General features: G+C 68.4%; 22 protein-coding genes. 13 read left to right on the top strand and 9 right to left on the bottom strand.

Annotated elements, in window-relative coordinates; genetic code table 11:
- Positions 1-44: 44 nt before the first annotated feature.
- Positions 45-2,846: a preprotein translocase subunit SecA gene (gene secA / locus RIN18_RS07250; RefSeq protein WP_309103281.1), complete on the top strand. Its 2,802-nt coding sequence runs from the start codon at positions 45-47 to the stop codon at positions 2,844-2,846.
- Positions 2,847-2,971: 125 nt separating this feature from the next.
- Positions 2,972-4,198 (top strand): pyridoxal phosphate-dependent aminotransferase, encoded by a 1,227-nt coding sequence (locus tag RIN18_RS07255; protein ID WP_309103282.1) that lies wholly within the window; start codon positions 2,972-2,974, stop codon positions 4,196-4,198.
- Here RIN18_RS07255 and RIN18_RS07260 read toward each other — a convergent pair.
- Positions 4,146-5,417 (bottom strand): P-loop NTPase, encoded by a 1,272-nt coding sequence (locus RIN18_RS07260; protein ID WP_309103283.1) that lies wholly within the window; start codon positions 5,415-5,417, stop codon positions 4,146-4,148. The two genes, RIN18_RS07255 and RIN18_RS07260, sit on opposite strands and share 53 nt — an antisense overlap.
- On the bottom strand, positions 5,414-6,034 hold the full coding sequence (locus RIN18_RS07265) for an SAF domain-containing protein (RefSeq protein ID WP_309103284.1): 621 nt from the start codon (positions 6,032-6,034) through the stop codon (positions 5,414-5,416). The genes RIN18_RS07260 and RIN18_RS07265 overlap by 4 nt, the downstream gene beginning before the upstream one ends.
- A 99-nt stretch (positions 6,035-6,133) precedes the next feature.
- Between RIN18_RS07265 and RIN18_RS07270 the strand changes: the two genes are divergently transcribed.
- Positions 6,134-6,409, top strand: a complete 276-nt coding sequence (locus tag RIN18_RS07270; protein ID WP_309103285.1) for a helix-turn-helix domain-containing protein — start codon at positions 6,134-6,136, stop codon at positions 6,407-6,409.
- Here RIN18_RS07270 and RIN18_RS07275 read toward each other — a convergent pair.
- Positions 6,397-7,005 carry a hypothetical protein gene (locus tag RIN18_RS07275; protein WP_309103286.1) on the bottom strand — a complete coding sequence of 203 codons (609 nt, stop codon included), beginning with the start codon at positions 7,003-7,005 and terminating at the stop codon, positions 6,397-6,399. The two genes, RIN18_RS07270 and RIN18_RS07275, sit on opposite strands and share 13 nt — an antisense overlap.
- Positions 7,006-7,130: 125 nt before the next feature.
- Here RIN18_RS07275 and RIN18_RS07280 point away from each other — a divergent pair, with 125 nt between their 5' ends.
- Both RIN18_RS07280 and RIN18_RS07285 read left to right on the top strand, forming a co-directional pair.
- Positions 7,131-7,517, top strand: coding sequence for an Rv3235 family protein (locus RIN18_RS07280; protein ID WP_309103287.1), 387 nt, complete (start codon positions 7,131-7,133; stop codon positions 7,515-7,517).
- A gap of 24 nt (positions 7,518-7,541) precedes the next feature.
- Positions 7,542-9,026: a histidine kinase N-terminal domain-containing protein gene (locus RIN18_RS07285; protein ID WP_309103288.1), complete on the top strand. Its 1,485-nt coding sequence runs from the start codon at positions 7,542-7,544 to the stop codon at positions 9,024-9,026.
- Between the two features lie 87 nt (positions 9,027-9,113).
- On the opposite strand, the gene RIN18_RS07290 is transcribed toward RIN18_RS07285, so the two are convergent.
- Positions 9,114-9,362 carry a WhiB family transcriptional regulator gene (locus tag RIN18_RS07290; RefSeq protein ID WP_028503730.1) on the bottom strand — a complete coding sequence of 83 codons (249 nt, stop codon included), beginning with the start codon at positions 9,360-9,362 and terminating at the stop codon, positions 9,114-9,116.
- A 231-nt stretch (positions 9,363-9,593) separates the two neighbouring features.
- Between RIN18_RS07290 and RIN18_RS07295 the strand changes: the two genes are divergently transcribed.
- A complete protein-coding gene (locus RIN18_RS07295) occupies positions 9,594-9,980 on the top strand; it encodes a hypothetical protein (RefSeq protein ID WP_309103289.1) in 387 nt (128 codons plus the stop codon).
- A 4-nt stretch (positions 9,981-9,984) separates the two neighbouring features.
- On the opposite strand, the gene bcp is transcribed toward RIN18_RS07295, so the two are convergent.
- Genes bcp through aroA form a run of 3 tightly spaced genes read right to left on the bottom strand, consistent with a single transcriptional unit; the run spans position 9,985 to position 12,858 of the window.
- A complete protein-coding gene (gene bcp / locus RIN18_RS07300; protein ID WP_309103290.1) occupies positions 9,985-10,458 on the bottom strand; it encodes a thioredoxin-dependent thiol peroxidase in 474 nt (157 codons plus the stop codon).
- A 13-nt stretch (positions 10,459-10,471) separates the two neighbouring features.
- Positions 10,472-11,536, bottom strand: coding sequence for a ribosome small subunit-dependent GTPase A (rsgA, locus tag RIN18_RS07305; RefSeq protein WP_309103291.1), 1,065 nt, complete (start codon positions 11,534-11,536; stop codon positions 10,472-10,474).
- Positions 11,533-12,858, bottom strand: coding sequence for a 3-phosphoshikimate 1-carboxyvinyltransferase (gene aroA, locus RIN18_RS07310; protein ID WP_309103292.1), 1,326 nt, complete (start codon positions 12,856-12,858; stop codon positions 11,533-11,535). Before aroA ends, rsgA begins: the two co-directional genes overlap by 4 nt.
- A 49-nt stretch (positions 12,859-12,907) precedes the next feature.
- On the opposite strand from aroA, the gene RIN18_RS07315 reads away from it, so the two are divergent.
- The 4 genes from RIN18_RS07315 to RIN18_RS07330 all read left to right on the top strand — a co-directional run bounded on the left by RIN18_RS07315 (position 12,908) and on the right by RIN18_RS07330 (position 16,611).
- Positions 12,908-13,570 (top strand): sigma-70 family RNA polymerase sigma factor, encoded by a 663-nt coding sequence (locus RIN18_RS07315; RefSeq protein ID WP_309103293.1) that lies wholly within the window; start codon positions 12,908-12,910, stop codon positions 13,568-13,570.
- Entirely contained in the window at positions 13,567-13,812 is a 246-nt protein-coding gene (locus RIN18_RS07320; RefSeq protein ID WP_309103294.1) for a zf-HC2 domain-containing protein, read from the top strand. The genes RIN18_RS07315 and RIN18_RS07320 overlap by 4 nt, the downstream gene beginning before the upstream one ends.
- A gap of 39 nt (positions 13,813-13,851) precedes the next feature.
- Positions 13,852-15,156 (top strand): GNAT family N-acetyltransferase, encoded by a 1,305-nt coding sequence (locus RIN18_RS07325; protein ID WP_309103295.1) that lies wholly within the window; start codon positions 13,852-13,854, stop codon positions 15,154-15,156.
- Positions 15,157-15,273: 117 nt separating this feature from the next.
- Positions 15,274-16,611, top strand: coding sequence for an amino acid permease (locus RIN18_RS07330; RefSeq protein WP_309103296.1), 1,338 nt, complete (start codon positions 15,274-15,276; stop codon positions 16,609-16,611).
- A 27-nt stretch (positions 16,612-16,638) separates the two neighbouring features.
- Here RIN18_RS07330 and RIN18_RS07335 read toward each other — a convergent pair whose 3' ends face one another.
- Positions 16,639-20,307 (bottom strand): multifunctional oxoglutarate decarboxylase/oxoglutarate dehydrogenase thiamine pyrophosphate-binding subunit/dihydrolipoyllysine-residue succinyltransferase subunit, encoded by a 3,669-nt coding sequence (locus RIN18_RS07335; RefSeq protein WP_309103297.1) that lies wholly within the window; start codon positions 20,305-20,307, stop codon positions 16,639-16,641.
- A 159-nt stretch (positions 20,308-20,466) separates the two neighbouring features.
- Between RIN18_RS07335 and RIN18_RS07340 the strand changes: the two genes are divergently transcribed.
- The 3 genes from RIN18_RS07340 to RIN18_RS07350 all read left to right on the top strand — a co-directional run bounded on the left by RIN18_RS07340 (position 20,467) and on the right by RIN18_RS07350 (position 24,427).
- On the top strand, positions 20,467-21,921 hold the full coding sequence (locus tag RIN18_RS07340; RefSeq protein ID WP_309103298.1) for a GuaB1 family IMP dehydrogenase-related protein: 1,455 nt from the start codon (positions 20,467-20,469) through the stop codon (positions 21,919-21,921).
- Positions 21,922-22,046: 125 nt separating this feature from the next.
- Positions 22,047-23,363, top strand: coding sequence for a hemolysin family protein (locus RIN18_RS07345; protein WP_309103299.1), 1,317 nt, complete (start codon positions 22,047-22,049; stop codon positions 23,361-23,363).
- Positions 23,360-24,427, top strand: a complete 1,068-nt coding sequence (locus RIN18_RS07350) for a hemolysin family protein (RefSeq protein WP_309103300.1) — start codon at positions 23,360-23,362, stop codon at positions 24,425-24,427. The genes RIN18_RS07345 and RIN18_RS07350 overlap by 4 nt, the downstream gene beginning before the upstream one ends.
- A gap of 3 nt (positions 24,428-24,430) precedes the next feature.
- On the opposite strand, the gene RIN18_RS07355 is transcribed toward RIN18_RS07350, so the two are convergent.
- Positions 24,431-25,498, bottom strand: coding sequence for an NADH:flavin oxidoreductase/NADH oxidase (locus RIN18_RS07355; protein ID WP_309103301.1), 1,068 nt, complete (start codon positions 25,496-25,498; stop codon positions 24,431-24,433).
- Positions 25,499-25,506: the final 8 nt, after the last annotated feature.

Consider the following 25,506-nt stretch of genomic DNA (forward strand, 5'->3'; position numbering starts at 1 on the left):
GACGGGCGCCCGGCAGAAGACCCACCAACAGGGAGAAGACATCTGTGGCGAATCCTCTTGAGAAGCTGCTGCGCGCGGGCGAGGGGCGGGTCATCCGCCGTCTGAATCAGGTCGTGAAGGCCGTGAACGCCCTGGAAGAGGACTTCACGAAGCTCACGGACGACGAACTGCGCGGCGAGACCGCCGAGCTGCGCGCGCGCTTCGACAAGGGTGAGGCGCTCGACCAGCTCATGCCGGAGGCGTTCGCCGCGGTCCGCGAGGCCGGCAAGCGCACCCTCGGAATGCGCGGGTACGACGTCCAGCTCATGGGTGGTGCTGCCCTTCATTTCGGCAACATCGCCGAGATGAAGACCGGTGAGGGTAAGACCTTCACCGCCGTGTTCGCCCTGTACCTCAACGCGATCGCCGGCAAGGGCGCACACCTTGTCACCGTGAACGACTACCTGGCGTCATACCAGGCTGAGCTCATGGGCCGCGTCTACCGCGCACTCGGCATGACGACCGGCGTCATCGTGTCCGGCCAGACCCCCGCGGTGCGCCGCGAGCAGTACGCGTGCGACATCACGTACGGCACGAACAATGAGTTCGGCTTCGACTACCTGCGCGACAACATGGCCTGGCGCAAGGAAGATCTCGTCCAGCGCGAGCACCACTTCGTCATCGTCGATGAGGTCGACTCCATCCTCATCGACGAGGCCCGCACGCCGCTGATCATCTCGGGCCCCTCTTCGGGCGAGGCGAACCGGTGGTTCGCCGAATTCGCCAAGATCGCCAGAACCCTCGTCGAGGGCGAGGACTACGAGGTCGACGAGAAGAAGCGCACCGTCGGCGTGCTGGAGCCCGGCATCGAGAAGGTCGAGGACTACCTCGGCATCGACAACCTGTACGAGTCGGCGAACACCCCGCTGATCTCGTTCCTGAACAACTCGATCAAGGCGCTCGCCCTGTTCAAGAAGGACACCGACTACGTCGTCATGAACGACGAGGTCATGATCGTCGACGAGCACACCGGCCGCATACTGGTCGGCCGCCGTTACAACGAGGGCATCCACCAGGCCATCGAGGCCAAGGAGGGGGTGCCGGTCAAGGCCGAGAACCAGACCCTCGCCACGGTGACCCTGCAGAACTACTTCCGCCTCTACGACAAGATCGCCGGCATGACGGGCACCGCCGAGACCGAGGCCGCGGAGTTCATGTCGACCTATAAGCTCGGCGTCATCCCGATCCCGACCAACAAGCCGATGATCCGGAAGGATCAACCCGACCTCGTCTACAAGAACGAGACGGCGAAGTTCACCCAGGTCGTGGAGGACATCGCGCAGCGGCACGCCACGGGGCAGCCGGTGCTCGTGGGAACCGTGAGCGTCGAGAAGAGCGAGTACCTCTCACGGCTGCTCGCCAAGAAGGGCATCAAGCACGAGGTCCTGAATGCGAAGAATCACGCCCGCGAGGCGGAGATCGTCGCACGCGCCGGACGTCTCGGCGCCGTCACCGTCGCCACCAACATGGCCGGACGAGGCACCGACATCATGCTCGGCGGCAACGCCGAGTTCCTCGCGGTCCAGGAGCTCAAGGGCAAGGGCCTGGATCCGGTGGAGACACCGGAGGAGTACGAGACGGCCTGGGACGAGACATACGAAGCGGTGAAGCGGACCGTCGCAGAGGAGGCCGAGAAGGTCATCAACGCCGGTGGCCTCTACGTGCTCGGCACGGAGCGGCACGAGTCCCGCCGCATCGACAACCAGCTGCGCGGACGATCCGGCCGGCAGGGAGACCCGGGCGAGAGCCGCTTCTACCTCAGCCTGACCGACGATCTAATGCGTCTGTTCCAGTCGGGTGCTGCTGAGGCCATCCTGGCGCGGACGAACTTCCCCGACGACGTGCCGATCGAATCCGGTCTGGTCTCGCGGGCGATCCGCAGCGCCCAGTCGCAGGTCGAGGCGCGAAACGCCGAGATGCGCAAGAACGTCCTCAAGTACGACGACGTGCTCAACCGCCAGCGCGAGGCGATCTACGCCGATCGGCGGCACATTCTCCAGGGTGATGACATCGCGGACCGCGTGCAGCACTTCATCGAGGACGCGATCACCGGCGTCGTGCGCGATCACACCGGCGAGGGGCACAACGAGAGCTGGGACTTCGACGCGCTGTGGACGGAGCTGAAGACCCTGTATCCGGTCTCGGTCACCATCGACGAGGTCGTGGCCGAGGCGGGCGGACGCAAGGGCGGCATCACGGCTGAGGGCCTGACCCGCGAGCTGCTCTCCGACGCGAAGATCGCTTACGAGAAGCGCGAGCAGACGCTCGGCGCGGCGGCCACCCGTGAACTGGAGCGGCGCGTGGTGCTGCAGGTGCTCGACCGCCGTTGGCGCGATCACCTCTACGAGATGGATTACCTCAAGGACGGCATCGGCCTGCGGGCCATGGCGCAGCGTGATCCGCTGATCGAGTACCAGCGCGAGGGCTACGCGATGTTCCAGGCGATGATGGGTCAGATCAAGGAGGAATCCGTCGGCTACCTCTACAACCTCGAGGTCGAGGTGCGCCGTGCCGGCGACACCGCCGAAGTCGAGGCGAAGGGCCTCGCCGACGGCGGTGGCGAGCAGCGGCTGGAGTACTCCGCGGCGAACGACGCCGGTGAGGTCGAGGTTCGAAACGATCGCGGTCAGGTGCAGCAGGCGGCGACCGATCGCCTCCGGCAGGCGGCGGCCCGTGCGGCGGCCACCGAGCAGGCGGAGCCGGCCGCCCCGGGTCCCCGTGGCGCATTCGGGCAGCGCACCGAGGCCCCCGCACCGGCCGCAGGCAACCGCGAACAGCGCCGCGCGCAGAACAAGAAGAAGAAGTAGCAGAGCACGATGAAGGCCCGGTCCGCAGGGACCGGTCCTTCATCGTCGGCGGGACTGAACTCGCTTCGTGCGGCACCGCCACGCCGACGGACGATGCTTCGCGAGACGGGCGATAGGCTTGGCCGATGACACCAACGCGCCACTTCGATCAGTCGTCGAAGCTCAAGAACGTCCTGTACGAGATCCGTGGAAACACGCTCGTCGAGGCGGCGCGGCTGGAGGCCGAGGGCCACAAGGTGCTCAAGCTCAACACCGGAAATCCGGCGATCTTCGGGTTCGAGGCCCCGCACCAGATCGTGCACGACATGCTGGCGGCCCTCCCCACCGCCCACGGTTACAGCGACAGCAAGGGCATCATCTCGGCGCGCCGGGCCGTCGTCAGCCGCTACGAGCAGATCCCGGGCTTTCCTCGTATCGATCCCGATGACGTCTACCTCGGCAACGGCGTCTCGGAACTCATCACGATGACGATGCAGGCGCTGCTCGACGAGGGTGATGAGGTGCTCATCCCGGCCCCGGACTACCCGCTGTGGACCGCGATGACGAGCCTCGCGGGCGGCACGCCGGTGCACTACCTCTGCGACGAGGAAGACGGCTGGCAGCCCGACCTGGAAGACGTCCGCTCCAAGATCACGCCGAGGACCAAGGCGCTGGTCATCATCAACCCGAACAATCCCACCGGGGTCGTCTACTCACGCGACGTGCTCGAAGGACTCGTGCAGATCGCGCGGGAGCACCAGTTGCTGCTGCTCTCGGATGAGATCTACGACCGCATCCTGTTCGATGACGCTGTTCACATCCCGACCGCCACCCTCGCGCCCGATCTGCTGTGTCTGACCTTCAACGGCCTCTCGAAGACGTACCGCGTCGCCGGGTACCGCTCCGGGTGGCTCGTCATCAGCGGCCCGCAGTCCCACGCGAAGGGATTCATCGAGGGGATCACGCTGCTCGCATCGACGCGGTTGTGCCCCAACGTGCCGTCGCAGCACGCCCTCCAGGCGGCGCTCTCCGGCGTGCAGTCCATCGACGCCCTGATCGCACCGACCGGCCGGCTCCACGAACAGCGAGACATCGCCTGGCAGGGTCTCGAGTCGATTCCCGGCGTCTCGTGCGTGAAGCCCGAGGGGGCGCTGTACGCCTTCCCGCGGCTCGACCCGAACGTCCATGAGATCAGGGACGATGCCAAGCTCGTCTTCGACCTGCTCGTCTCCGAGCACATCCTTCTCGTGCAGGGCACCGGATTCAACTGGCAGACTCCGGATCACCTCCGGATCGTGACCCTGCCGGAGGCACGTGTGCTCAGCGAGGCGATCGAGCGACTCGGAAACTTTCTCGCCAGCTACCGCCAGTAGCCGGCGTCTTCCTCCTCGGTGCGGTCGCAGCACCTGCGGCCGACGAATCCCCCGACGGAGCTGCCGGTGTGAGAGCTCCGGCGAGCCGGCGCACGGCTGCCACGAGCGGCGAGCGAGGGGTCACATCGGTCATCGGTCTCGCGTGCAGGAGCGCGGCGTCGGCCGCACGAAGGTCGTACGGCAGGAACGTCACGTCGGTGATACCCGCGAAACGATCGAGCGTGCGGCGGATCTGACCGCGAGCGTCGATCCCGAGCGGTCCCTGACGCACCTGATTGACGACGACCGCGATGGGAGACGGTCCGATCAGGTCGCGAAGCTCGGCATGGTCGCGAAGGAACCTGCTGATCCCGAGCGGGTCGGCAGCGGCGACGGCGACGACCAGGTCCGCCTCGCGAAGCGCGGCCGTGGTCGCGGCGTGACGGCGCGGACCCACGAGGTCGAATGTCGTCTCATCGTCCGCGTCGAGCGCCGCTCCGATATCGACGACGATCTCCTGGGCCCACTGCCGGCAGACCTGGAGCGCGGTGCGCAGGCGAGGGGCGGAGAGTTCCGGCCAGCGGCTGGGGCGGTTGATGCCGGCCAGAACATCGACGGAGCCGGCGCTCGTCTCGACAGTCGCGGCCAGCCGATCGAGTTCGGCGGAATCCAGACCGCCGAGCTCGGCGCGCCGGCACGCGGCGGCGATGCCGGGGGCATCGTCGCTCAATCCGAGGAGGAGGGCCAGAGCCGGTGCCACCGTGTCGGCGTCGACGAGAGCCGTACGACGGCCGCTGCGGGCCAGTTCGACGGCGAGCTGGATGGCGACGGTGGAGCGACCGGGCGCGCCCTGCGGCCCCCACACCGCGATGACACGGCTTGCCGGCTCCGGCACCCTGCGCGCTGTGGCGGGGGAGTCCGCCTGAATCGCGGCCGCCACCTGCCACCCCGCGGCGTCCGCCGGGAGCGCGGCCGTCAATCCGTAGCGGCCGAGAAGACGGCTGTCGCCGTCGCCCAGGGGAATGATGCGCACGCCGCCTCGGTCGCAGGCGGCGATGAGTTCGGCGGTGAGGATGGTCCGGGCGGCCGGCGCGATGAGCGTGGCGGCGCCCGCGAGGTGAGGCAAGATCGGCGCAGACGGAGCGACGATCGTGATGCCGTCGATGCCCTCGAGCTCCAGCTCCGCGGCGAGACTGCTGGCGCGCGGCTCCGGGATGGTGATCACGACGTCGCCGTTCATGAGCTCGCGCCGATCGGAACAAGCGACAGCGCCGAGCCCCCGGTGACGGCTGCCAGCACATCCGCGACGTCCGATCGATCGATCACCACCTCGACGCCGGTGCCCTCGGTGGCGAGCATCCCCTCCGACTCGATGACCGATGAGACGGCGGCGTCAGCGACGAGGATCCGCGGCGCGTCATGGGAGCGCCCGTCGGGGAGCAGCGGCGCGTGCCAGAGTTCGACGATCGTGCCGGGACCGACACCGGCCGGGATGCCGGTGCTGCTTTGGATCACGATCGTCGTCGTCCGTCCGCTGTCCGCCTCGGCGGCTGCCGCCGCTGGTACCAGCTCTCCCTCGGTGAGGGTTCTCGCGGCGATCTGGCCCGATTCCAGATCCTGCGGCGCGAGGTAGTCCGACGAGGCCGCGCCCAAGCTCACCTCCACCACCTGGAAGTCCGCCGACACCAGCGTCTCGCCCTGCACGATGGTGCGGTTGGCCTGCAGCACCGGCGTGGTGCGTCCGGCGGACGAGACGACCAGCCACACCCCGGCGATCGAGAGCGCCACCAGCGCGATACCGATCAGGAAGCGCACGTCACCCCAGAAGGCGCGCCGCGGTCGTGGGTTCGTCGTCATGCAGACATGGTCACAGAAACGCGCGGATCACCGCCCGACTTATCCACAGGGCCCTCGCCAAGGAGGGTTTCCGGTGTCGGCGGGGGAGAGAATGGTGACATGCCCGATTCGCCCGTATCCGCCCCTCGCTTCCTCGCGCCTGCCCAGGTCGCCGAGTTGCTGAGCATCGATGTCGACGAGGTGATCGCGCTCGTGATGGAGGGGCGGCTCAGAGGGTCCCAGCTCGGGTCTCCGGCGCGCTGGCGGGTCGAGGAGTCGAGCCTGTCGGAGTACCTCGCCGAGCAGTCGGAGCATTCGAGGCGGATGGCGCTGTGGCGCCAGGCCAACGAGGCGAGTTTCCCCGAGGTCTGGGGTACTTCCACTCACGGCAGCTGAGCGTCACCCGACGTCCGGATCCAGAGGATCGCGGTGAACGGGATGATGCGGAATCCGCGCACGGCCCCTGCTCGCCGAGGCTCTCCGGCATCGTGTTCGGCCAGGTCGAGGTGATCGGCGCCTGCACGATCGACGGTACCGTGGACGTCTCCGCCATCGCGCAGAGCGATGCGCAGCGGCACCCGACGGCGGGCCATGTCGCGCAGCACGAAGCCCAGGCTCATCCGCTCTCGCAGCTCCGGAGCCGTCTGCGCGTGCGCATCCAGACTGGCCAGCAGCACCCCATGATCGGTCGACACGCCCCGGATCATCGCAAGCGGGATCACCGACACGGCGGATCGAGCGCCTCCGCCGGGCGCGGACTCGGCCGCGAGCCAGTCGGATCCGAGTGCGCGCAGTCTCACGGAGAGGCGCTGGGTGCCGGCGAGTTCGAGGATCACCGGAGCGTCGAGGCTGCACAGCGTCCGCAACCGGGTGCGCAGCTCGAGCCGAGAGATGCGCAGCCGCTCGGACTCGGCATCGAGCGACGCGCGTTCGGCCTCCCATTCGGAGGCGAGCTGACCCTCGAGGTCCTCGAACAATCTGTCCCACTGCACGCGACCGAGCGTAGGGGAGCGGCGCGTGCGACGTCCGAGTTATCCACAATTCGGCGGCGGGGTCTTCACCTTCGGCGCTCGGCGTGCTGTACTTCTCGCAGTTGCCGAGACCGAGAGCGCCACCGATGATGTTGAACGAGTACTTCGCACCGCAGCCGACGCCGTCGTCCGAGTTGCCGGAGCCCACGCCGCTGCTGCGCAGCCTCACGCAGGGGGTGCTCGAAGTCCTCGCCGGCGTGCGCGAGGTCGATCAGCTCGCCAGGTGGTTCAGCGAGGACGCCTTCCGGAGCCTGGTGACACGCGCGAACCTCTCGGCGCGAGCCCGTAGCGCCCGCGGCGTCGTCCCGGCCCGCCCGACCTTCGAGATCCTCTCCATCCGCTGCTCCGCCCCGGCAGACAGCGTCGTCGAGTCCGTGGTCGTGGTCGCGGGCCCCGGGCGCACGCGTGCCGTCGCCATCCGCATCGAGGGCCTGGACCGCAGATGGCGCGCGACATCGCTGGCCATCCTCTGAGCGAAGTGACCCTAGGCTTGTGGGGTGCCAACCCTCAGTGATCTCGCCCAGGCTCAGGGCTGCCTGACCGACGACGACGTCGAATGGCTTCACCGCCTCGCCGGAGACGGCCAGCTTCTCGCCGACCTCGCGTCAGCCGACATCGTCGTGTGGATCCGAACAGACGACGGCTCATTCGTGGCCGTGGCCCACGCCCGCCCGAGCGGAGCCGCGACGCTGTTCTACCGCGACATCGTCGGTGAGCGGGTCAGGCCGCAATGGCGCACGCAGGTGCACGGCGCGTATGAGTCCGGCGAGATCGTCGACTCGTCGTCGCCGGACTGGTTCGAGGAGACGCCGACGAGGGTGCGTGCGGTTCCGATCGTCAGCGAGCGCAGCAACGGCGAGACGTCGGCCGCTGTCATCGGTGTCGTCACCCGGCACACCAATCTCGGCGAGGCACGCACGCCGTCGCGGCAGCAGATCACGTTCGAGGAGTGCGCGAACGATCTGTTCCGCATGATCGCCGACGGCAGCTTCCCCGACCTCGCCGCCCCCACGTCTCCCCGTCGAGGCGCGCCTCGAGCATCGGACGGTCTGATCAGGATCGACGTGGACGGAATCACGACGTTCGCCAGTCCGAACGCGCTGTCCGCCTTCAACCGGATGGGTTTCGACGACGAGCTCGAAGGAGAGTCGCTCGCCGAGGTCACCACGCGTCTCGTTCCGCCGTCCCGGCAGGTCGATGAGTCTCTGCCCGTCGTCGTCACCGGCCGCGCCCCCTGGCGCACCGACATCGAGGCGCGGGGAGTGACCGTCTCGCTGCGCGCCATCCCGCTGAAGGATCGCGGGAATCGGATCGGCGCGATTCTGCTGTGCCGTGATGTCTCGGAACTGCGACACCAGGAGCAGGAGCTCATCACCAAGGATGCGACGATCCGCGAGATCCACCACCGGGTGAAGAACAACCTGCAGACGGTGGCCTCGCTGCTGCGGATCCAGGCGCGACGCACCCACTCCGAAGAGGCGCGCGATGCGCTCACCCAGGCGATGCGGCGGGTCGACGCGATCGCCGTCGTGCACGACACGCTCGCGCAGGGGCTGACGCAGAAGGTCGATTTCGACGAGGTCTTCCAGCGCGCGCTCAAGCTCGTCGCCGAGGTCGCATCCGCACCGAACACGCGCGCCCGCGTGCGATCGAGCGGCAAGTTCGGCGTCCTGCCGAGCGAATACGCCACCCCTCTCGCCCTCGCGCTCACCGAGGTCGTGACCAACGCGGTGGAGCACGGGCTCGCCGGGCAGGAGGGCTCGGTGACGGTCGATGCCGTCCGCACCGAGGAGAACCTCCGCGTGACGGTGAGTGACACCGGACACGGCTTGCCCGAGGGGCGCATCGGTCAGGGCTTGGGCACCCAGATCATCCGCACCCTGATCCAGGGTGAGCTCGGCGGGACGATCGACTGGCAGGGCGACGAGGGCGAAGGCACCACGGTGACCATCGACATCCCGCTGCGCTGGCTGACCAAGTGAGGCCGGGCGCACGGTCCTGACGCGGATTCAATCCGCCCGAGAGCGCAGAGGCAGGTGCGCTCGGGCCGCGTCCCCTGCCCGAGGCGGTCAGGACGCGCGGCGTGCGCGCGCTGCGCGGCGCTTGAGTGCGCGGCGCTCGTCTTCGGAGAGACCTCCCCAGACGCCCGAGTCCTGACTGGACTCGAGGGCGTACTGCAGGCAGATCTCGGTCACCGTGCAGGTGGCGCAGACAGTCTTCGCCTTCTCGATCTGATCGACGGCCGGACCGGTGTTCCCGACGGGGAAGAACAGTTCGGGGTCGACAGTCAGGCAGGCGGCCTTGTCGCGCCAATCCATGGGGGCTCCTCGGTGTGGATTTCAAGAGCGATCGCGATGCGATGCTCGATTCGGGCGTCGGTTCGGGTTCCGCTACCCTGTTCTGAGATGCGGGCGGATGCCCGCGTTAGTGTTGCGAGCGAAGCGCTCGCCCCACGCCGCTGTGGGAGCACATGACTTTGTCTATTCTGTTACATGAAACCTGCGAAATCAAGGTTTTTCCTCCTTCTCACTCGATTCCCAGGAGACGTCGTGCGCTCACCCCGACTCGCTCTCGTCACGGCCGCCGTGCTGGCGGCGGAGGGCCTCGCCCTCGCCGCATTTGCGGTGATCGAGATCGCGGGCCTCGGAGCGGGCGACGCCTCGTCGCTTCCGACGGCTATCGCTCTGATCGTCCTCACGCTGATCGGCGCGTCGGCCCTGATCGCGTTCGCGTTCGGGGTGCGCAGGGGACGCTCCTGGGCGCGGTCGGGGGGCGTGGTGTTCCAGGTGCTGGCGGTGGCACTGGCACTCGCGTCGCTGACCCTTCAACCCGTCCCGTGGCTCTTCACGGCGGGGCTCGGGCTCCCTGGTGTCGCCGGCTTCGTGCTGCTGATCGCCAGCGCCAGACTCGAAGCGGATCCGACGGCCCCGGAATGACCGGTCAGGCGTCGATGCCCAGGAGTTTGCGGATGCGGGCGACGTGGCCCGTCGCCTTCACGTTGTAGAGGGCGAGAGACACGACGCCGTCCTCGTCAAGGACGAACGTGGAGCGGATGACGCCCTCGACCGTCTTGCCGTAGTTCATCTTCTCGCCCCAGACCCCGTAGGCGCTGTGCACGGCGTGGTCGGGGTCGCTCAGGAGGGTGAACGTCAGGCCGTCGCGCTCACGGAACTCGGCGAGCTTCTCCGGGGCGTCCCGGGAGATGCCGATCACGCGATAGCCGGCTCCCTGCAGCGAAGAGATGCTGTCGCGGAAGTCGCATGCCTGCGTCGTGCACCCAGGGGTCATCGCCGCAGGGTAGAAGTACAGGATCGTCTTCGTGCCGCGCAGGTCGCTCAGTCGCACGGACTGACCGTCCTGGTCCAGGAGGGCGAAGTCGGGGGCAGCGGTTCCGGGTTCGAGGCGCACAGTCACCGTCCCAGCCTATCTATCGACCCGGCTCCGGCTTGTCGGCGAATGTCTGCAGCAGGCGCTGCAGGGAATCCAGGCGAGCACGCCCCGTCTCGCTCAGCTCACCGCGCTCGGCGGCTTCGATGAGCGCGCAGTCGGGCGCGTCGGCGAGATGGGTGCAGCCTCGAGGGCAGTCCTCGGCGATCAGGGCGAGCTCGGTGAAGGCGGCGAGGATGTTCGCAGGCTCCACGTGCCCGAGCCCGAAGGAGCGCACCCCGGGAGTGTCGATCACCCATCCGGTGCCCGTCGGGCCCTCATAGCGCAGTGACACCGTCGAGGAGGACGTGTGCCGCCCGCGGCCGGTGACCTGATTCACATGGCCGGTCGCCCGACCCGCGCTCGGAACGAGCGCGTTCACGAGCGTGGATTTGCCCACGCCAGAATGACCGACGAAGACCGTGGAGTGGCCCACGAGGGAAGCGCCGATCTCGGCCACCGGCATCCGCTCCTCCGCACTGGTGAAGACCCGCAGATCGAGTCCCTCGAAGTGAGACAGGAACGCGGTCGGGTCGGCGAGGTCAGTCTTGGTCACGACGAGAAGCGGGCGGATGCCGGCATCCAGCGCCGCGACCAGGTACCGATCGACGAGGCGTGCCCGCGGTTCGGGGTCGGCCGCAGCGACCACGATGAGCATCTGGTCGGCGTTGGCGACGATGACCCGCTCGACCTGGTCGGTATCGTCGGCGCTGCGCCGGAGCAACGAGGTGCGCTCGACGATCCCCACGATGCGGCAGAGCGTTCCTTCGTCACCGGACGTGTCGCCGACGATCCTCGCCCGGTCGCCCGTCACGATCGGCGTTCTACGCAGCTCTCTCGCCCGTGTCGCCGTGACCGCTCGTTCGGTGCCGGTGCCCTCGTCGACGAGGACCGAGTAGCGCCCCCTGTCGACGCCCAGGACGCGACCGATCTCGGCGTCGTCGTGCGCCGGTCGGCGCTTGGTGCGCGGTCGGTTCGCCTTCGGGTTCGGGCGGGTGCGGATGCTGCTCTCGTCGTAGTCCTCGAAGTCGTCCTCGAGGTCGTCGGCGTCGTCGAGCCAGCTCACGCGGGGGTGCCCCGCAGCATCCGCTCCCAGAGCATCGTGAATTCGGGAAGGGTCTTGGCCGTGGTGCCGATGTCGTCGATCTCGACGCCGGGAGTGCGAAGGCCGACGAGCGCGCCGGTCGTCGCCATGCGGTGATCGTGGTGAGCGGGCCAGGTTCCGCCGTGCAGGGGGCGCGGGTTGATGCGCAGACCGTCCGAGAGCTCCTCGGCGTCGCCGCCGAGAGCGTTGACGTTCGCGACGAGAGCGCTGATCCGGTCGGTCTCATGAAGGCGGATGTGGTTGATGCCGCGAATGGTCGTCGGCGTCTCGGCGTACAGCGCCAGCCCCACAAGGGTGGGGGTGAGCTCGCTCGCCGCGGACAGATCGAGGTCGAGTCCGCGGATGGGGCCGCCGCTGCGAACCGTGAGGGCACCGCCGTGGCGCGAGATATGCGCACCTGCGGCCTGGAGGAGCTCCGGGAGGAGGGCACCGGGCTGAGTCGAATGCGCGGGCCAGCCGGTGATGGTCACCGAGCCGCGGGTGACGAGAGCCGCTGCGAGGAACGGGGCGGCATTGGACAGGTCCGGCTCGATCGCGACCTCTTTCGCCCGAGGCACTCCGGCCTCGACGAGCCATTCTCCTGTCGCCGGGCGCTCGATGCGGATGCCGCGACGGCTCAGTGCCTCGATCGTCATGTCGATGTGAGGAAGACTCGGCAGGTGCGGCCCGGTGTGCACGAGGTGGAGCCCGACGTCGAAGCGAGGCGCGGCGAGGAGGAGCCCGGAGACGAACTGGCTGGAGGCGGACGCGTCGATCTCGATACGGCCGCCACGGATGCGGCCGTGTCCGCGGATCGTGAACGGCAGCGACCATGTCCCCTCGTCGTCGATGTCGACGCCGAGGTCTCGCAGCGCGCTGATCAGAGCGCCCATCGGGCGGTGAAGGGCTGTCTCGTGAGCGGTGAGATGCACGTCGTGGGCCGCGAGACCGGCCAGGGGAGCGATGAAGCGCATCACCGTGCCCGCCTGCCCGCAATCGACGGTCGTGCCGCCCTGGATCCGCGCCGGTGTCACGACGAGATCCGGTCCGAACTCATTGCCGGCGTCCTGCTCCTCGATCCCGACCCCGAGAGCGCGCAGCGCCTCCACCATGCGGCGGGAGTCGTCGGAGTGCAGGGGGGCGATGAGGCGACCGGGGCCGTCCGCGATCGCCGCGATGATGAGCTCCCGATTGGTGAGGGACTTCGACCCCGGGATTGTCAGAGTGGCGCGCACGGCATCGTCCGTACCGGGCGCGGTGTAGGAGCCCTGGACGAGGGGAGGGGAATACCTGTTGACGCTCATCGGTTTCCACCTTAGTGAACGGTGGTGCACCCGCCGAGAAGGAGACAGAATGCTCGCCACGCTCGAACGCGAGACGGTGGACCTCAGCGGCCTAGACTGGCCGGTGATGGATGACACGGCAACCGAAGACACGGCCGGCGACGCTCGGAGCCAGTTCGAGGAGCAGGCGCTCCCGTTCATGGATCAGCTCTACGCGGCGGCGATGCGTATGACGCGCAATCCCGCTGACGCCGCTGATCTCGTGCAGGAGACCTTCGTGAAGGCGTTCGGCTCGTGGTCGACCTTCACGCAGGGGACGAACCTCAAGGCGTGGCTCTACCGCATCCTGACCAACACGTACATCAACATCTATCGCAAGAAGCAGCGCGAGCCGTTCCAGGGCACCATCGATGAGCTCGAGGACTGGCAGCTGGGCGGAGCCGAGTCCACCACGGCGTCGCACGGTCGCTCGGCTGAGGCGGAGGCCATCGATCGCATGCCGGCGTCCGTCGTCAAGGATGCGCTGCAGGCGGTTCCGGAGGACTTCCGGCTGGCGGTGTATTTCGCCGATGTCGAGGGGTTCGCCTACCAGGAGATCGCCGACATCATGAAGACGCCCATCGGCACCGTGATGAGCCGTCTGCACAGGGGCAGGCGGATGCTGCGGGAGCTGCTGGCTGATTACGCCGCGGAGCGGGGCATCGCCGCGGCCGACACGAGGAGTGAAGGATGAGCGACTGCGGCTGCGACAAAGCACGCCAGGATCTGGAGGAGTACCTCCGCAACGAGGTATGCAAGACAGAGCACTCCGAGATCCGCGAGCACCTGGAGAACTGCCCGTCCTGTCAGGACGAGGCTCTCGTCGCGACGACACTGACAGAGGTGATCGCCCGCGCCTGCAAGGAGAGCGCGCCCGAGGAATTGCGCGACCAGGTCTTCGCACGCCTGAGGGCGGTACAGGCCGCCCAGCACTGACCGACCGCGGTGTCCGAGCCGGTCGATAATGTGGAAAGCATGAGTCTCTTCGACGCCCGGGACGCACCTGCGGACCAGATCTCCATGGACCGACTGGCCGAGAACGGCCTCGTCTACCGGCGCGTCGATATCAGCGACACCGAGCAGGCGACGGCGTTCCAGCGTGCCGTCGTCCGCGGATTCCTCGGGGCGGAGCCGAACGCCGAGGCCCTCGAGTTCGGACTCGCGCCGTTCGAGGCGCGCCGCAACATCGGCGTGTACGACGCCGGTGCCACTGCCGGTGCGGCACCCGTCGCTTCGGTCAACTCCTGGGTCACTCCGATGACCGTCCCCGGTGGCGCCGAGCTCGGCATGTGGGCGATCAGTGTGGTCACGGTTGCCGCGACCCATCGCCGGCGCGGCATCGCCAGGGCCCTGCTCGAAGGCGAGCTGCGTGCCGCTGCGGCGGCCGGTGTCGCCGTCGCGGGCCTCACGGTGACGGAGGCGACCATCTACGGTCGCTACGGCTTCGGCGCCGCCATCCCCACGGTGCAGTTCACCGTCGACACGCGCCGTGCCGGCTGGGCAGGTGCCTCGCCCGGGGGACGCCTCGAACTCATCGAGCGCGAAGTCCTTGCAACCGAGCTCGCCGAGGTGCACGACCGGGCCCGAATCGCGCGGTCCGGCCAGATTCAGGGCTGGCAGCGGCGCTGGGAAGGACAGGCAGGGCTCGGGCCGGCGGACCCCCATCGCGATCGCGTGCGCGGTGTCCGATTCCTCGACGAGGAAGGACAGACGCGTGGCGTGATGTCCTACACGCTACGCGAGAAGGGTGACTCGTTCCGCTTCGAGCTGCACGTCCGGATGCTCGTGGCTGAGACTCCAGACGCGCTGGCTGCTCTCTGGCGGTTCGCGCTCCAGCATGACCTGGTCGATGAGGTCACCGCCGACCTCCGACCTGTCGATGATCCGCTGCCGTGGCTCGTCGCCGACACACGCGCCGTGACGCAGGTCGTTCACGATCACGGCTGGCTGCGCGTCCTCGACGTTCCGGTCGCGCTCACGGCGCGGACGTTCGCCGCGCCGATCGATGTGGCGATCCGCATCGAGGACTCTCTCGGCTTCGCCGCAGGGCTCTGGCGGCTGCGGGTCGGGGGCGAAGGCACCGCGGCGGTCGAGCCGGACGCATCGGAACAGCCCGACGTCACGATGGACGTGGCGGCGTTCTCCACGCTGTACGCCGGCGCGATCCGCGCATCGACGTTGCATGCGGCGGGGCTGCTGGACGCGGACGCTGAGACCGTGCTGTTGTTGGACCGCGCTTTCAGCGCGTATCCCGCCCCATCGCTCGACATCTGGTACTGACTCCGGTCGGCGCTTCTTCGGCGTGCGCTCGGGCAGGCGCGAGGATTGTCCGAGAAACGACGATGATTGTCCGTGCAGGTCCTCGGGCGCCGGGAGGCGATGCCCGAGGATGAGCGGATGGCCACCATCATCGCTCGCCGCTCGGCCGGCGGGCTCGGCGTCATGCAGGGCGTCGCGCTGTACCTGGCATCCGTTCTCGGCACGGGCCTGCTCGTGCTTCCCGGTCTCGCGGCGCGGGAGGCGGGACCTGCGAGCGTGCTGTCCGTCGCCGCGGTCACGGTTCTCGCCATCCCGCTCGCCGTCACCTTCGCGGTGCTCGCCGCCCGCTACCCGGACGCGGGCGGGGTGGCCAGCTACGTCCGCACAGCACTCGGTGGCACGGCGGCGAGGGCGACCGGCTACTGGTTCCTCATCGGGGTGGCGGCCGGGGGACCGGTGGTGGCCACCCTCGGTGCGCAGTACATCTCCGCTGTCCTCGGGATCGACCGGGCAGCGGTGCCGTTGGTGGCACTGGCGTTCTACGGCATCCCGTTCTGCGTCAACATGTTCGGCGTGCGCGTGGCCGGCTGGTTGCAACTGCTGCTCACCGCGCTCCTTCTCGGTGTGGTCGTCACCGTCGTCGCCGTCGCCGCGCCGGCGGTGGAGGCTGCGAACTTCACACCGTTCCTCCCGCACGGCTGGGGCGGGGTGGGCACGGCGATCGTGATGTACGTCTGGGCGTTCGCGGGGTGGGAGGTCGGCACCCATATCTCCGGCGAGTTCGAGAAGCCGCGGCGTGCCATTCCCATCGCCACTGCCGTCACACTGCTCCTGTCCGGCGCGGCCTACCTCGGGCTCCAGTTCGTCACGGTGGGGGCGCTGGGACCGCGAGCGGGCACAGGAGACGTCGTTCTGCTCGACCTCGCGCAGGAGGGCGCACCGGGCGCCGCCGCGATCCTGGTGGGAGCGGTTGCTGCGATCGTGGCGGTCGGCGTGCTCAACGTCTATCTCGCCGCCTTCGCGAAGCTCGGCGCATCGCTCGCACTCAACGCGGACCTGCCGCGCTGGTTCGCGCGCGGCTCGGAGAACGGCGCGGTTCCCCGGCGAGCTCTCGTGCTCACCGGAGCGATCGGGGCTGTCTATTTCTCGCTGCTGTTGTGGAGTGGACTCGATCTGCAGCCGTTCATCCTCATCCACACCTCGAGCATGGTCGCCATCTATGTGCTCGGGATGATCGCGGCCGTCCGGATCCTCGAACGGGGAAGCATCGGCTGGTGGATGGCCGTGACCGCGACGGTGCTCTGCGTCGGTCTGCTCGCACTCGCGGCCTCGGCGCTGCTCGTCGTCGGCCTGCTGGCGGCCGCGGCCGTGGCGGTCGCTCTGGTGCGCGCATCGTCACGACGGCGCTGGTGGGAAGCCGGGGAGCAGGACGCCGGTGCCGCCGGCGACGCTCACGAACAGGGGCGGCCCGACTGAGGTCGAGACGCCCCTGCCGGCGTGGGATCAGCCCAGCGTCAGCGCTTCGCGCAGCAGCGCCGCCTGCTCGTTCGCGTGCACCTTCGAGGAGCCGGTGGAGGGAGAAGCGGATGCCGCTCGGCTCACCGGGTGGAAGACGCGGTCTCCCGGCACATCGGCGAAGGCGAGAGCGAGGAACGGCCAGGCTCCCTGGTTCTCCGGCTCCTCCTGCACCCACACCAGCTCGGCGTTGGGATACGAGTCGGTGATCGTCTTGAGGGCGTTGATCGGAGTCGGGTAGAGCTGTTCGAGGCGGACCAGCGCGATCTCCGGATTCGGGTTCTTCTCGAGTTCGCTGCGCAGGTCCCAATGAATCTTGCCCGAGTGCACCAGGACACGCTTGACGGCTTCCCGATCGAGACCCCGGTCATCATCGATGACGGGTTCGAAGCGGCCGCTGGTGAATGCCTCCACCGGGCTCGTCGCGCCGCGCAGGCGCAGCATCGCCTTCGGGGTGAAGACGATGAGCGGCTTGCGCGGACGCGCGTACGCCTGACGACGCAGCAGGTGGAAGTGCGATGCCGGCGTCGACGGCCGCGCGACGATCATGTTCTCCTGCGCGCACAGCTGAAGGAAACGCTCGATGCGTGCCGAGGAGTGATCGGGCCCCTGACCCTCGTAACCGTGAGGAAGCAGCAGCGTGACGCTGGAATACTGACCCCACTTCTGCTCCGCTGCCGAGATGTACTCGTCGATGACCGACTGTGCGCCGTTGACGAAATCGCCGAACTGCGCCTCCCAAAGCACCAGGGCTTCCGGGGCCTCGACGGAGTAGCCGTACTCGAAGGCGAGGGCGGCGTACTCGCTCAGCAGCGAATCGTAGACGAAGAAGCGGCCCTGACTGTCGGAGAGGTTCGCCAGCGGCAGCCATTCCTGACCGTTCGCCCGGTCGTGGAGAGTCGCGTGCCGCTGAACGAAGGTTCCGCGGCGCGAATCCTGCCCGGCCAGTCGCACCGGCGTGCCCTCGACCAGGAGTGAGCCGAACGCGAGGAGCTCTCCGAATCCCCAGTCGATCCCGCCGTTGCGGCTCATGTCGAGGCGCTTGTCGAGCAGCTGCTGGATCTTCTGGTGGACGGTGAAACCCTCGGGCTTGTTCACGAAGGCATCGCCGATGAGCTGGATGACCTCCTGGGAGACGCCGGTGACATCGGGCGCGCCGACCTGCTCGTCGACCGGTGCGGCATCCGGCACGATCGGCGTCGTGCCGGTCTCTGCGGCGTGCGTCTCGGCGAAGGCGATCTCGAGACGATTCTGGAAGTCGGCCTTCGCCGCGGCGTACTCCTCCTCGGTGATGTCGCCGCGGCCGACGAGCGCCTCGGTGTAGAGGCGGCGAACCGAGCGCTTCGCCTGGATGAGGTCGGTCATCAGCGGCTGCGTCATCGACGGGTCGTCGCCCTCGTTGTGCCCGCGTCGGCGGTAGCAGACGAGATCGATGACGACGTCGCGGTGGAACCGCTCGCGGTATTCGAAGGCCAGCTGGGCGATATGGATGACGGCCTCGGGGTCGTCGCCGTTGACATGGAAGACCGGAGCCTGGATCGTCTTGGCGACGTCGGTGGCGTAGACCGACGTACGGGCGTCACTCGGTGTCGTGGTGAAGCCCACCTGGTTGTTGACCACGACGTGGATCGTGCCACCGGTGCGGTAGCCGCGCAGCTGCGACATCTGGAGCGTCTCGACCACGACGCCCTGGCCGGCGAACGCGGCATCGCCGTGGACGAGGATCGGCAGCCAGGAGAACGTGCCGATGGGCTTGCGATCCTGCTTCGCGCGGACGATGCCCTCGAGGACGGCGTCGACCGTCTCCAGGTGCGACGGGTTCGCCGCGAGGTACACGGGCAGTTCGGAGCCGTCGTCCGCCACAAAGGTTCCCTCGGTGCCGAGGTGGTACTTCACGTCGCCGGAGCCGCGCTGGTTGCCGGTCGCCGCCAGGCCCTCGAACTCACGGAAGACCTGCCCATAGGTCTTGCCGGCGATGTTGGTGAGCACATTCAGGCGGCCACGGTGAGCCATGCCGATGGCTGCGCCGTCGAGGCCGGCGGTGGCGGCGCCCTGAAGGATCTCGTCGAGCAGCGGGATCAGTGACTCTCCGCCTTCGAGGGAGAAGCGCTTCTGGCCGACGAACTTCGTCTGCAGGAACGTCTCGAATGCCTCCGCCTCGTTGAGTTTGCGCAGGACTCGCAGCTGCTCGTCGTGACCGGGCTTCTGGTACTTGACCTCGACCTTCTCCTGGAACCAGCGACGCTGCTCGGGATCCTGGATGTGCATGTACTCGATGCCGAGAGTGCGGCAGTAGGAGTCGCGCAGGACGCCCAGGATGTCGCGGAGCTTCGCGATCCGGCGTCCGCCGAACCCGTTCGTCACGAATTCCCGGTCGAGATCCCAGAACGTGAGGCCGTGGGTCTCGATCTCGAGGTCGGGGTGCGAGCGCTGCACGTACTCCAGCGGGTCGATGTCGGCCATGAGGTGGCCGCGCACCCGGAAGGAGTTGATGAGCTCCTGCACGCGCGCGGTCTTGTCGACGCGCTCGGCCAGGTCGACGGCGATGTCCGGATTCCAGCGAATGGGGGCGTAGGGGATGCGGAGCGCGGCGAAGATGTCGTCGTAGAAGCCGCGCTGACCGAGCAGCCGCTCGTGCACCTTCTTGAGGAACTCCCCGGAGCCCGCACCCTGGATGACGCGGTGATCGTAGGTGCTCGTGAGCGTGATCGTCTTGCCGATCCCGAGGGCGGCGAGCGTCTTCTCGCTCGATCCCTGGAACTCGGCGGGGTACTCCAGGGCTCCGGCGCCGATGATGCAGCCCTGCCCCTTCATCAGCCGCGGCACCGAGTGCACGGTGCCGATGCCTCCGGGGTTGGTCAGCGAGACGGTCGTGCCCTGGAAGTCGGCCGCGGTGAGCTTGTTGGCCCGAGCTCGGGTGACGAGGTCCTCGTATGCCGACAGGTACTCGGTGAACGTCATCGTGTCGGCGCGCTTGATGCTCGGCACCATCAGGGCACGCGTGCCGTCCGGTTTCGGCAGGTCGATGGCGATTCCCAGATTCACGTGGGCGGGGGCGACGACGGAGGGCTTGCCGTCGACCTCGGCGTAGAACACGTTCTGACTCGGGAACTCTTTGAGCGTCTGGATCAGTGCCCAGCCGATGAGGTGCGTGAAGCTGATCTTGCCACCGCGCGTGCGCGCCATGTGGTTGTTGATGACGATGCGGTTGTCGATCATCAGCTTCGCCGGAATCGTGCGAACGCTGGTCGCGGTCGGGACGGAGAGGGACTCGTCCATGTTCGCGGCGAGGGTCTTGGTCATGCCGCGAAGGACGGTGACCTTGTCTTCTTCGGGAGCCTCGGCTGGCTCCTCCTTGACCTGCGGCTTCGGCGCCTGGGCGGGGATGGGAGCCGTTGCTGCCGGCTTCGTCGTGGTGCGGGCGACCGGCTGTGCGCCGATCACCGGGATCGGCGCGGTCACAGGGTGCGCACCCTGTGAGTCTGCGGCCGGTGCGGCGTTGCCTGCGGCATCCGGCTGATACTTCTCCAGGATCGGCCACCACTCCTTGTCGACGGAGTCGCGGTTCTCCTTGAACTGCTCGTAGAGCTCCTCGACGAGCCAGGAATTGGCTCCGAACCCCCCGTCGCCCCCGACGCCGGTCACCTGGTTCGACACGCTCGATCGCCCTCTTTCATCGCTGAATCCGTCTGCACGAACGACAGGGCAGGATGCGCCCGGGTCCGCATACTCTCAACACACAAGCCTAACGTGTTTCCCCCGTCTGTCAGGCGACTCATCGAGCCGGATGAGGGGCGACGTGGGTAGCGTGGAGACATGGAGTTCTCAGGTGCGCTGCCGACCGTCGATCTGACCTATTCGGATGTCTTCCTCGTGCCTCGCCGATCCGCGGTGACGAGCAGGTTGCAGGTCGATCTCGCCCCGCGGGACGGCACGGCGGCGACCATCCCGCTCGTGGCGTCGAACATGAACTCCGTGACCGGTCCGCGGCTCGCTGCCGTGCTCGCGCGTCGCGGTGGCATCGGCGTGCTGCCACAGGACATGCCCTTGCAGCACCTCGATGCCGCGATCCGCGACGTCAAATCGCAGCCCGTGCTCTGGGACACTCCGATCGTGCTCGCCCCGGAGGCGTCCGTGGCCGATGCGCTGCGGCTTCTTCCAGCGGTCGCAGGACACGGCATCGTCGTCGCCGAAGGCGGCGGCGCGGTGCAGGTGGACCGCATCCTCGGCATCCTCCCGGCGGCACGGCTCGCGACGGCGTTGCCGGATGCTCAGCTCGGGGATCTCGTCCGTTCAGGCACGCCGGCTCTCGACGCCGACGACATCGGTTCGGAGCGGCACGCGTTCGATGTGATCACCGATGCCGGCGTGGAGATGATGACGGTGGTGCATCACGGCCACCTGGTCGGCACGCTGAGCGCCCGCAGCGCCCTGCGCTCCACCCTGTACGCCCCTGCGGTCGACGCCGACGGCCGGTTGATCGTGGCGGCCGCGATCGGCATCAACGGCGACGTCGCCGCGAAGGCGAAGGCACTCGCAGCAGCCGGTGTCGACGTGCTGGTCGTCGACACGGCACACGGCCACCAGGAGCGCATGCTCGAGGCGCTGCGCGCGGTGGCCGCACTCGACCTCGGGCTGCCGATCGTGGCCGGCAACATCGTCACGGCGGACGGCGTGGCCGATCTCGTCGACGCCGGTGCGTCGATCCTCAAGGTCGGGGTCGGTCCGGGCGCGATGTGCACGACGCGGATGATGACTGCGGTCGGACGGCCGCAGTTCTCCGCCGTGCTCGAGACGGCCGAGGCCGCCCGGGGCCTCGGCGCGCATGTCTGGGCCGACGGCGGGGTGCGCTACCCACGGGACGTCGCCCTCGCGCTCGCCGCGGGTGCGGCGTCGGTCATGGTCGGGTCGTGGTTCGCCGGCACGATCGAAGCTCCGGGCGAGCTGCAGAGCGATGCAGACGGACGCCTCTACAAGGAGTCGTGGGGGATGGCCTCGACGAAGGCGGTGCAGGCCCGCTTCGGTCGGCTCGACGCGTACGAACGCGCGCGCAAGGAGCTCTTCGCGGAGGGGATCTCCTCCTCGCGGATCTACCTCGACCCGTTGCGACCGGGTGTCGAGGATCTCATCGACATGATCACCTCCGGCGTCCGCTCGTCGTTCACCTACGCCGGCGCCGCCTCCGTGCCCGAATTCCATGACCGGGCGCTGGTCGGCCTGCAGTCGGCGGCAGGGTACGAAGAGGGCAAGGCGCTGCCCGTCAGCTGGTAGCGGCGCCGTCGCCCCGAACTCGCGCACACAGCCGACTTCTGTAGAATCAGCGGCACCATGGACGACCCTCCCAGTTGCAGTAGTTCGCCCCACCGCCCGCCTCTCCACACGGAGAGGAAGCTCTGATGGACTACATCATGTTGGGCGTGGGGCTTCTGCTCACGGTCGGCACCGGCCTGTTCGTCGCCAGCGAGTTCGCGCTGGTCAATCTCGATCGCGCCGACCTCGAGGCGCGCCAGGCTCGCGGCGAGTCGCGGCTCTCGCTCACGATCAGCGCGCTGCGGCATACGTCCACGCACCTGTCCTCGGCGCAGCTCGGGATCACGCTGACCACGCTGCTGACCGGATACACGATGGAGCCGGCGCTGTCGAACCTGCTGGGGCCCACCCTGCAGGCGTGGCGGCTTCCCGAAGAGGCGGTCGCGCCGATCGCGACGGTGGTGGCCATGACCGTCGCCACAGTGCTGTCGATGATCCTCGGCGAACTCGTTCCCAAGAACTTCGCCCTCGCGCTTCCGCTTGCCACGGCGAAGCTGGTCGTTCCGTTCCAGACGGCGTTCACCGCCGTGTTCAAGCCCGCGATCGTGGTCCTCAACGGCAGCGCCAACGGCGTGCTGCGGGGTATGGGGATCGAACCGAAGGAGGAGCTCTCCGGAGCGCGCACCGCGGAGGAGCTGTCGTCGCTGGTGCGCCGCTCTGCGAGCGCGGGTGTGCTCGAGGCCGACACCGCGAGTCTGCTCGACCGCACTCTGAGCTTCGCGCGCCTCACCGCCGCGGACGTGATGACGGCGCGTCCGAGCATGCACGCGATCGCAGCTGGGGACTCGGCGGACGACGTCATCCAGCTCGCCCGCCGGACGGGCCACAGTCGCTTCCCGGTGTATGACGACGACCTCGACGACATCACCGGCGTCGTGCACCTGAAGGCCGCCGTCTCCGTCCCGCGCGAGCGCCGCGCCGAGGTGCCGGTCGGGGCGCTTTCGACCGAGCCGCTGCGGGTCCCGGAGACGGTCCACGTCGACGGCCTCATCTCCGAGCTGCGCGCTCGCGGGTATCAGCTGGCCGTCGTCGTCGACGAGTACGGCGGAACAGCGGGCGTGGTGACCCTGGAAGACCTGATCGAGGAGATCGTCGGAGAGGTGTCGGACGAGCATGACCGCTCGAAGGCGGGCATCGTCCGCGGACGCGACGGCATCACGTTCCCCGGCGAGCTGCGCCCGGACGAGCTGCGCCGGCGCGCCGGCGTGGTCGTGCCCGAGGGCGATGTCTACGACACGGTCGGCGGCTTCGTCATGAGCGTCCTCGAGCGCGTGCCGTCGCATGGCGACGAGGTGACTCTCGACAGCGGAATCCTGCAGGTGGTCCGGATGGACGGTCGCCGTGTCGACCGGATCCGTTACGTGCCGAGACCGCATGACGACGCCGAGGGGGGATCGCGATGAACGACTGGGCAGGCCTCATCTGGCTCGTGGTCCTCCTCGCGGCGAACGCGTTCTTCGTCGCCGCGGAGTTCGCGGTGATCTCCGCGCGACGGTCGCAGATCGAGCCTCGCGCTGAGCAGGGCTCGCGCCCGGCGAAGACCGCGCTCTACGCCATGGAGCACGCGACGCTCATGCTCGCGACTTCTCAGCTCGGGATCACGATCTGCTCGCTGCTGATCCTGAACGTCTCCGAGCCCGCGATCCACCACCTCCTCGCGGAGCCGCTGCACCTGATCGGGTGGTCGGACGCCGTGGTCGACACGGTCGCCTTCATCATCGCTCTGCTGATCGTGTCGTTCCTGCACGTGGTCTTCGGCGAGATGGTGCCGAAGAACCTCGCGTTCTCGATCCCGGACCGTGCGGTCCTGATCCTCGCGGGGCCGCTGGTGTGGGTGTCGAAAATCTTCATGCCCGTGATCTGGGCGCTCAACGCGGCCGCGAACGGCGTGTTGAGACTCTTCCGGGTCGAGCCGAAGAACGAAGCGGCATCGACGTTCACGCTCGACGAGGTGGCGACGATCGTCGACCAGTCCCGTCGTGAGGGGGTGCTGTCGGACACCGCCGGCACCCTGGCGGCGGCGCTCGAGTTCACCGACAAGAAGGCGCGTGACATCGCGGTTCCTCTCAGCGATCTCGTGTGTCTGCCGCAGACGACCACACCTGACGAGGTCGAGCGTGCTGTCGCGCGCTACGGGTTCTCACGCTACGTCATCGTCGATGCCGAGGGCGGGCCGATCGGGTACGTGCACCTGAAAGACATCCTGCGTGCATCCGATGGTGCGGACGCGGTGGCGAAGGCCGCGGAGCCGGTGCCGGCGAAGCGGATCAACCACATGGTCCCGGTGCACGAGGAGACCGATCTGGAAGACGCGCTGGCACTGATGCGCCGGGCGGGTCGCCACCTGGCGAAGGTGCGCAACGCGCAGGGAGACACGACGGCGGTGCTGTTCCTCGAGGACATCCTCGAAGAACTCGTCGGCGAGGTGCAGGACGCGACCCGGAGGGTGATCAGCCGAGGCGAGTGATGCTCAGCGCCATCTGGCCCGCTCGTACTGGGCGGGCCAGTCGACGTCGGCGCCGAGTTCGTGGGCCGCACGGAGGGCGAAATGCGGGTCGCGAAGCCATTCGCGACCGGCGAAGATCGCATCGGCCGCACCGTCGGCGAGGACCTGCTCTGCCTGCTCCGCCGCGGTGATCAGGCCCACCGCCGAGACCGGGATCCTGCCGCCTCGCCGCACGGTCGCCGCGAGCGGCACCTGGTAACCCGGGTGGGCCTGGACACGCTGATGCGCGACGAGCCCGCCGCTGGACACGTCGATCAGGTCCGCTCCGTGCTCCTGGGCCCACTCGCCGACCGTGGCAGCTTCCTCCGGCGTGAAACCGCCGTCGGCATGATCGGTCGCGGAGATGCGCACGAACAGGGGAACGTCGTCGCCGGCCGCATGCCGTACCGCGTCGACGACACGCAGCAGGAGTCGTGCCCGGTTGGTCAGATCTCCGCCGTATTCGTCGGTGCGTCGGTTCGACAGGGGAGAGAGGAACTGGTGCAGGAGGTACCCGTGGGCACCGTGGATCTCGAGAACGTCGAATCCGGCTTCCAGCGCCCGACGGGTCGCCGCAGCGAAGGCGTCGACGACACGGTCGATGCCGTCGGTGTCGAGTGCGGAAGGCATTTCGAACCCGTCGAATGCGACCGCTGACGGAGCGACCGTCGTCCATCCGCCATCGGTTGCCGGCACCGAACCGCGATGCGCGGCCCACGGCCACCACACCGACGCCTTGCGCCCCGCGTGCGCGAGCTGGATGCCGGCGATCGCGCCGCGGTCGTGGACGGCCGACACGATCGGGGCCCAGGCGTCGCGCTGCCGGTCATTCCACAGCCCGGCGTCCCGAGGGGAGATGCGTCCCTCGGGAACCACCGCGGTCGCCTCAGCCACGACGAGCCCCGCCCCACCGGAGGCGAACTGCGTCAGATGGCCGTGGTGCCATTCCTGAACCATCCCGTCGACGGCGCTGTACATGCACATCGGCGAGACCCACAGTCGATTGCGGGCGGTGACGGAACGGATGCTCAACGGGGAGAAGAGGAGACTCACCAGCTCAC

Source organism: Microbacterium sp. (assembly GCF_031179285.1).
In the GTDB taxonomy this organism is placed as follows: Bacteria; Actinomycetota; Actinomycetes; order Actinomycetales; family Microbacteriaceae; genus Microbacterium.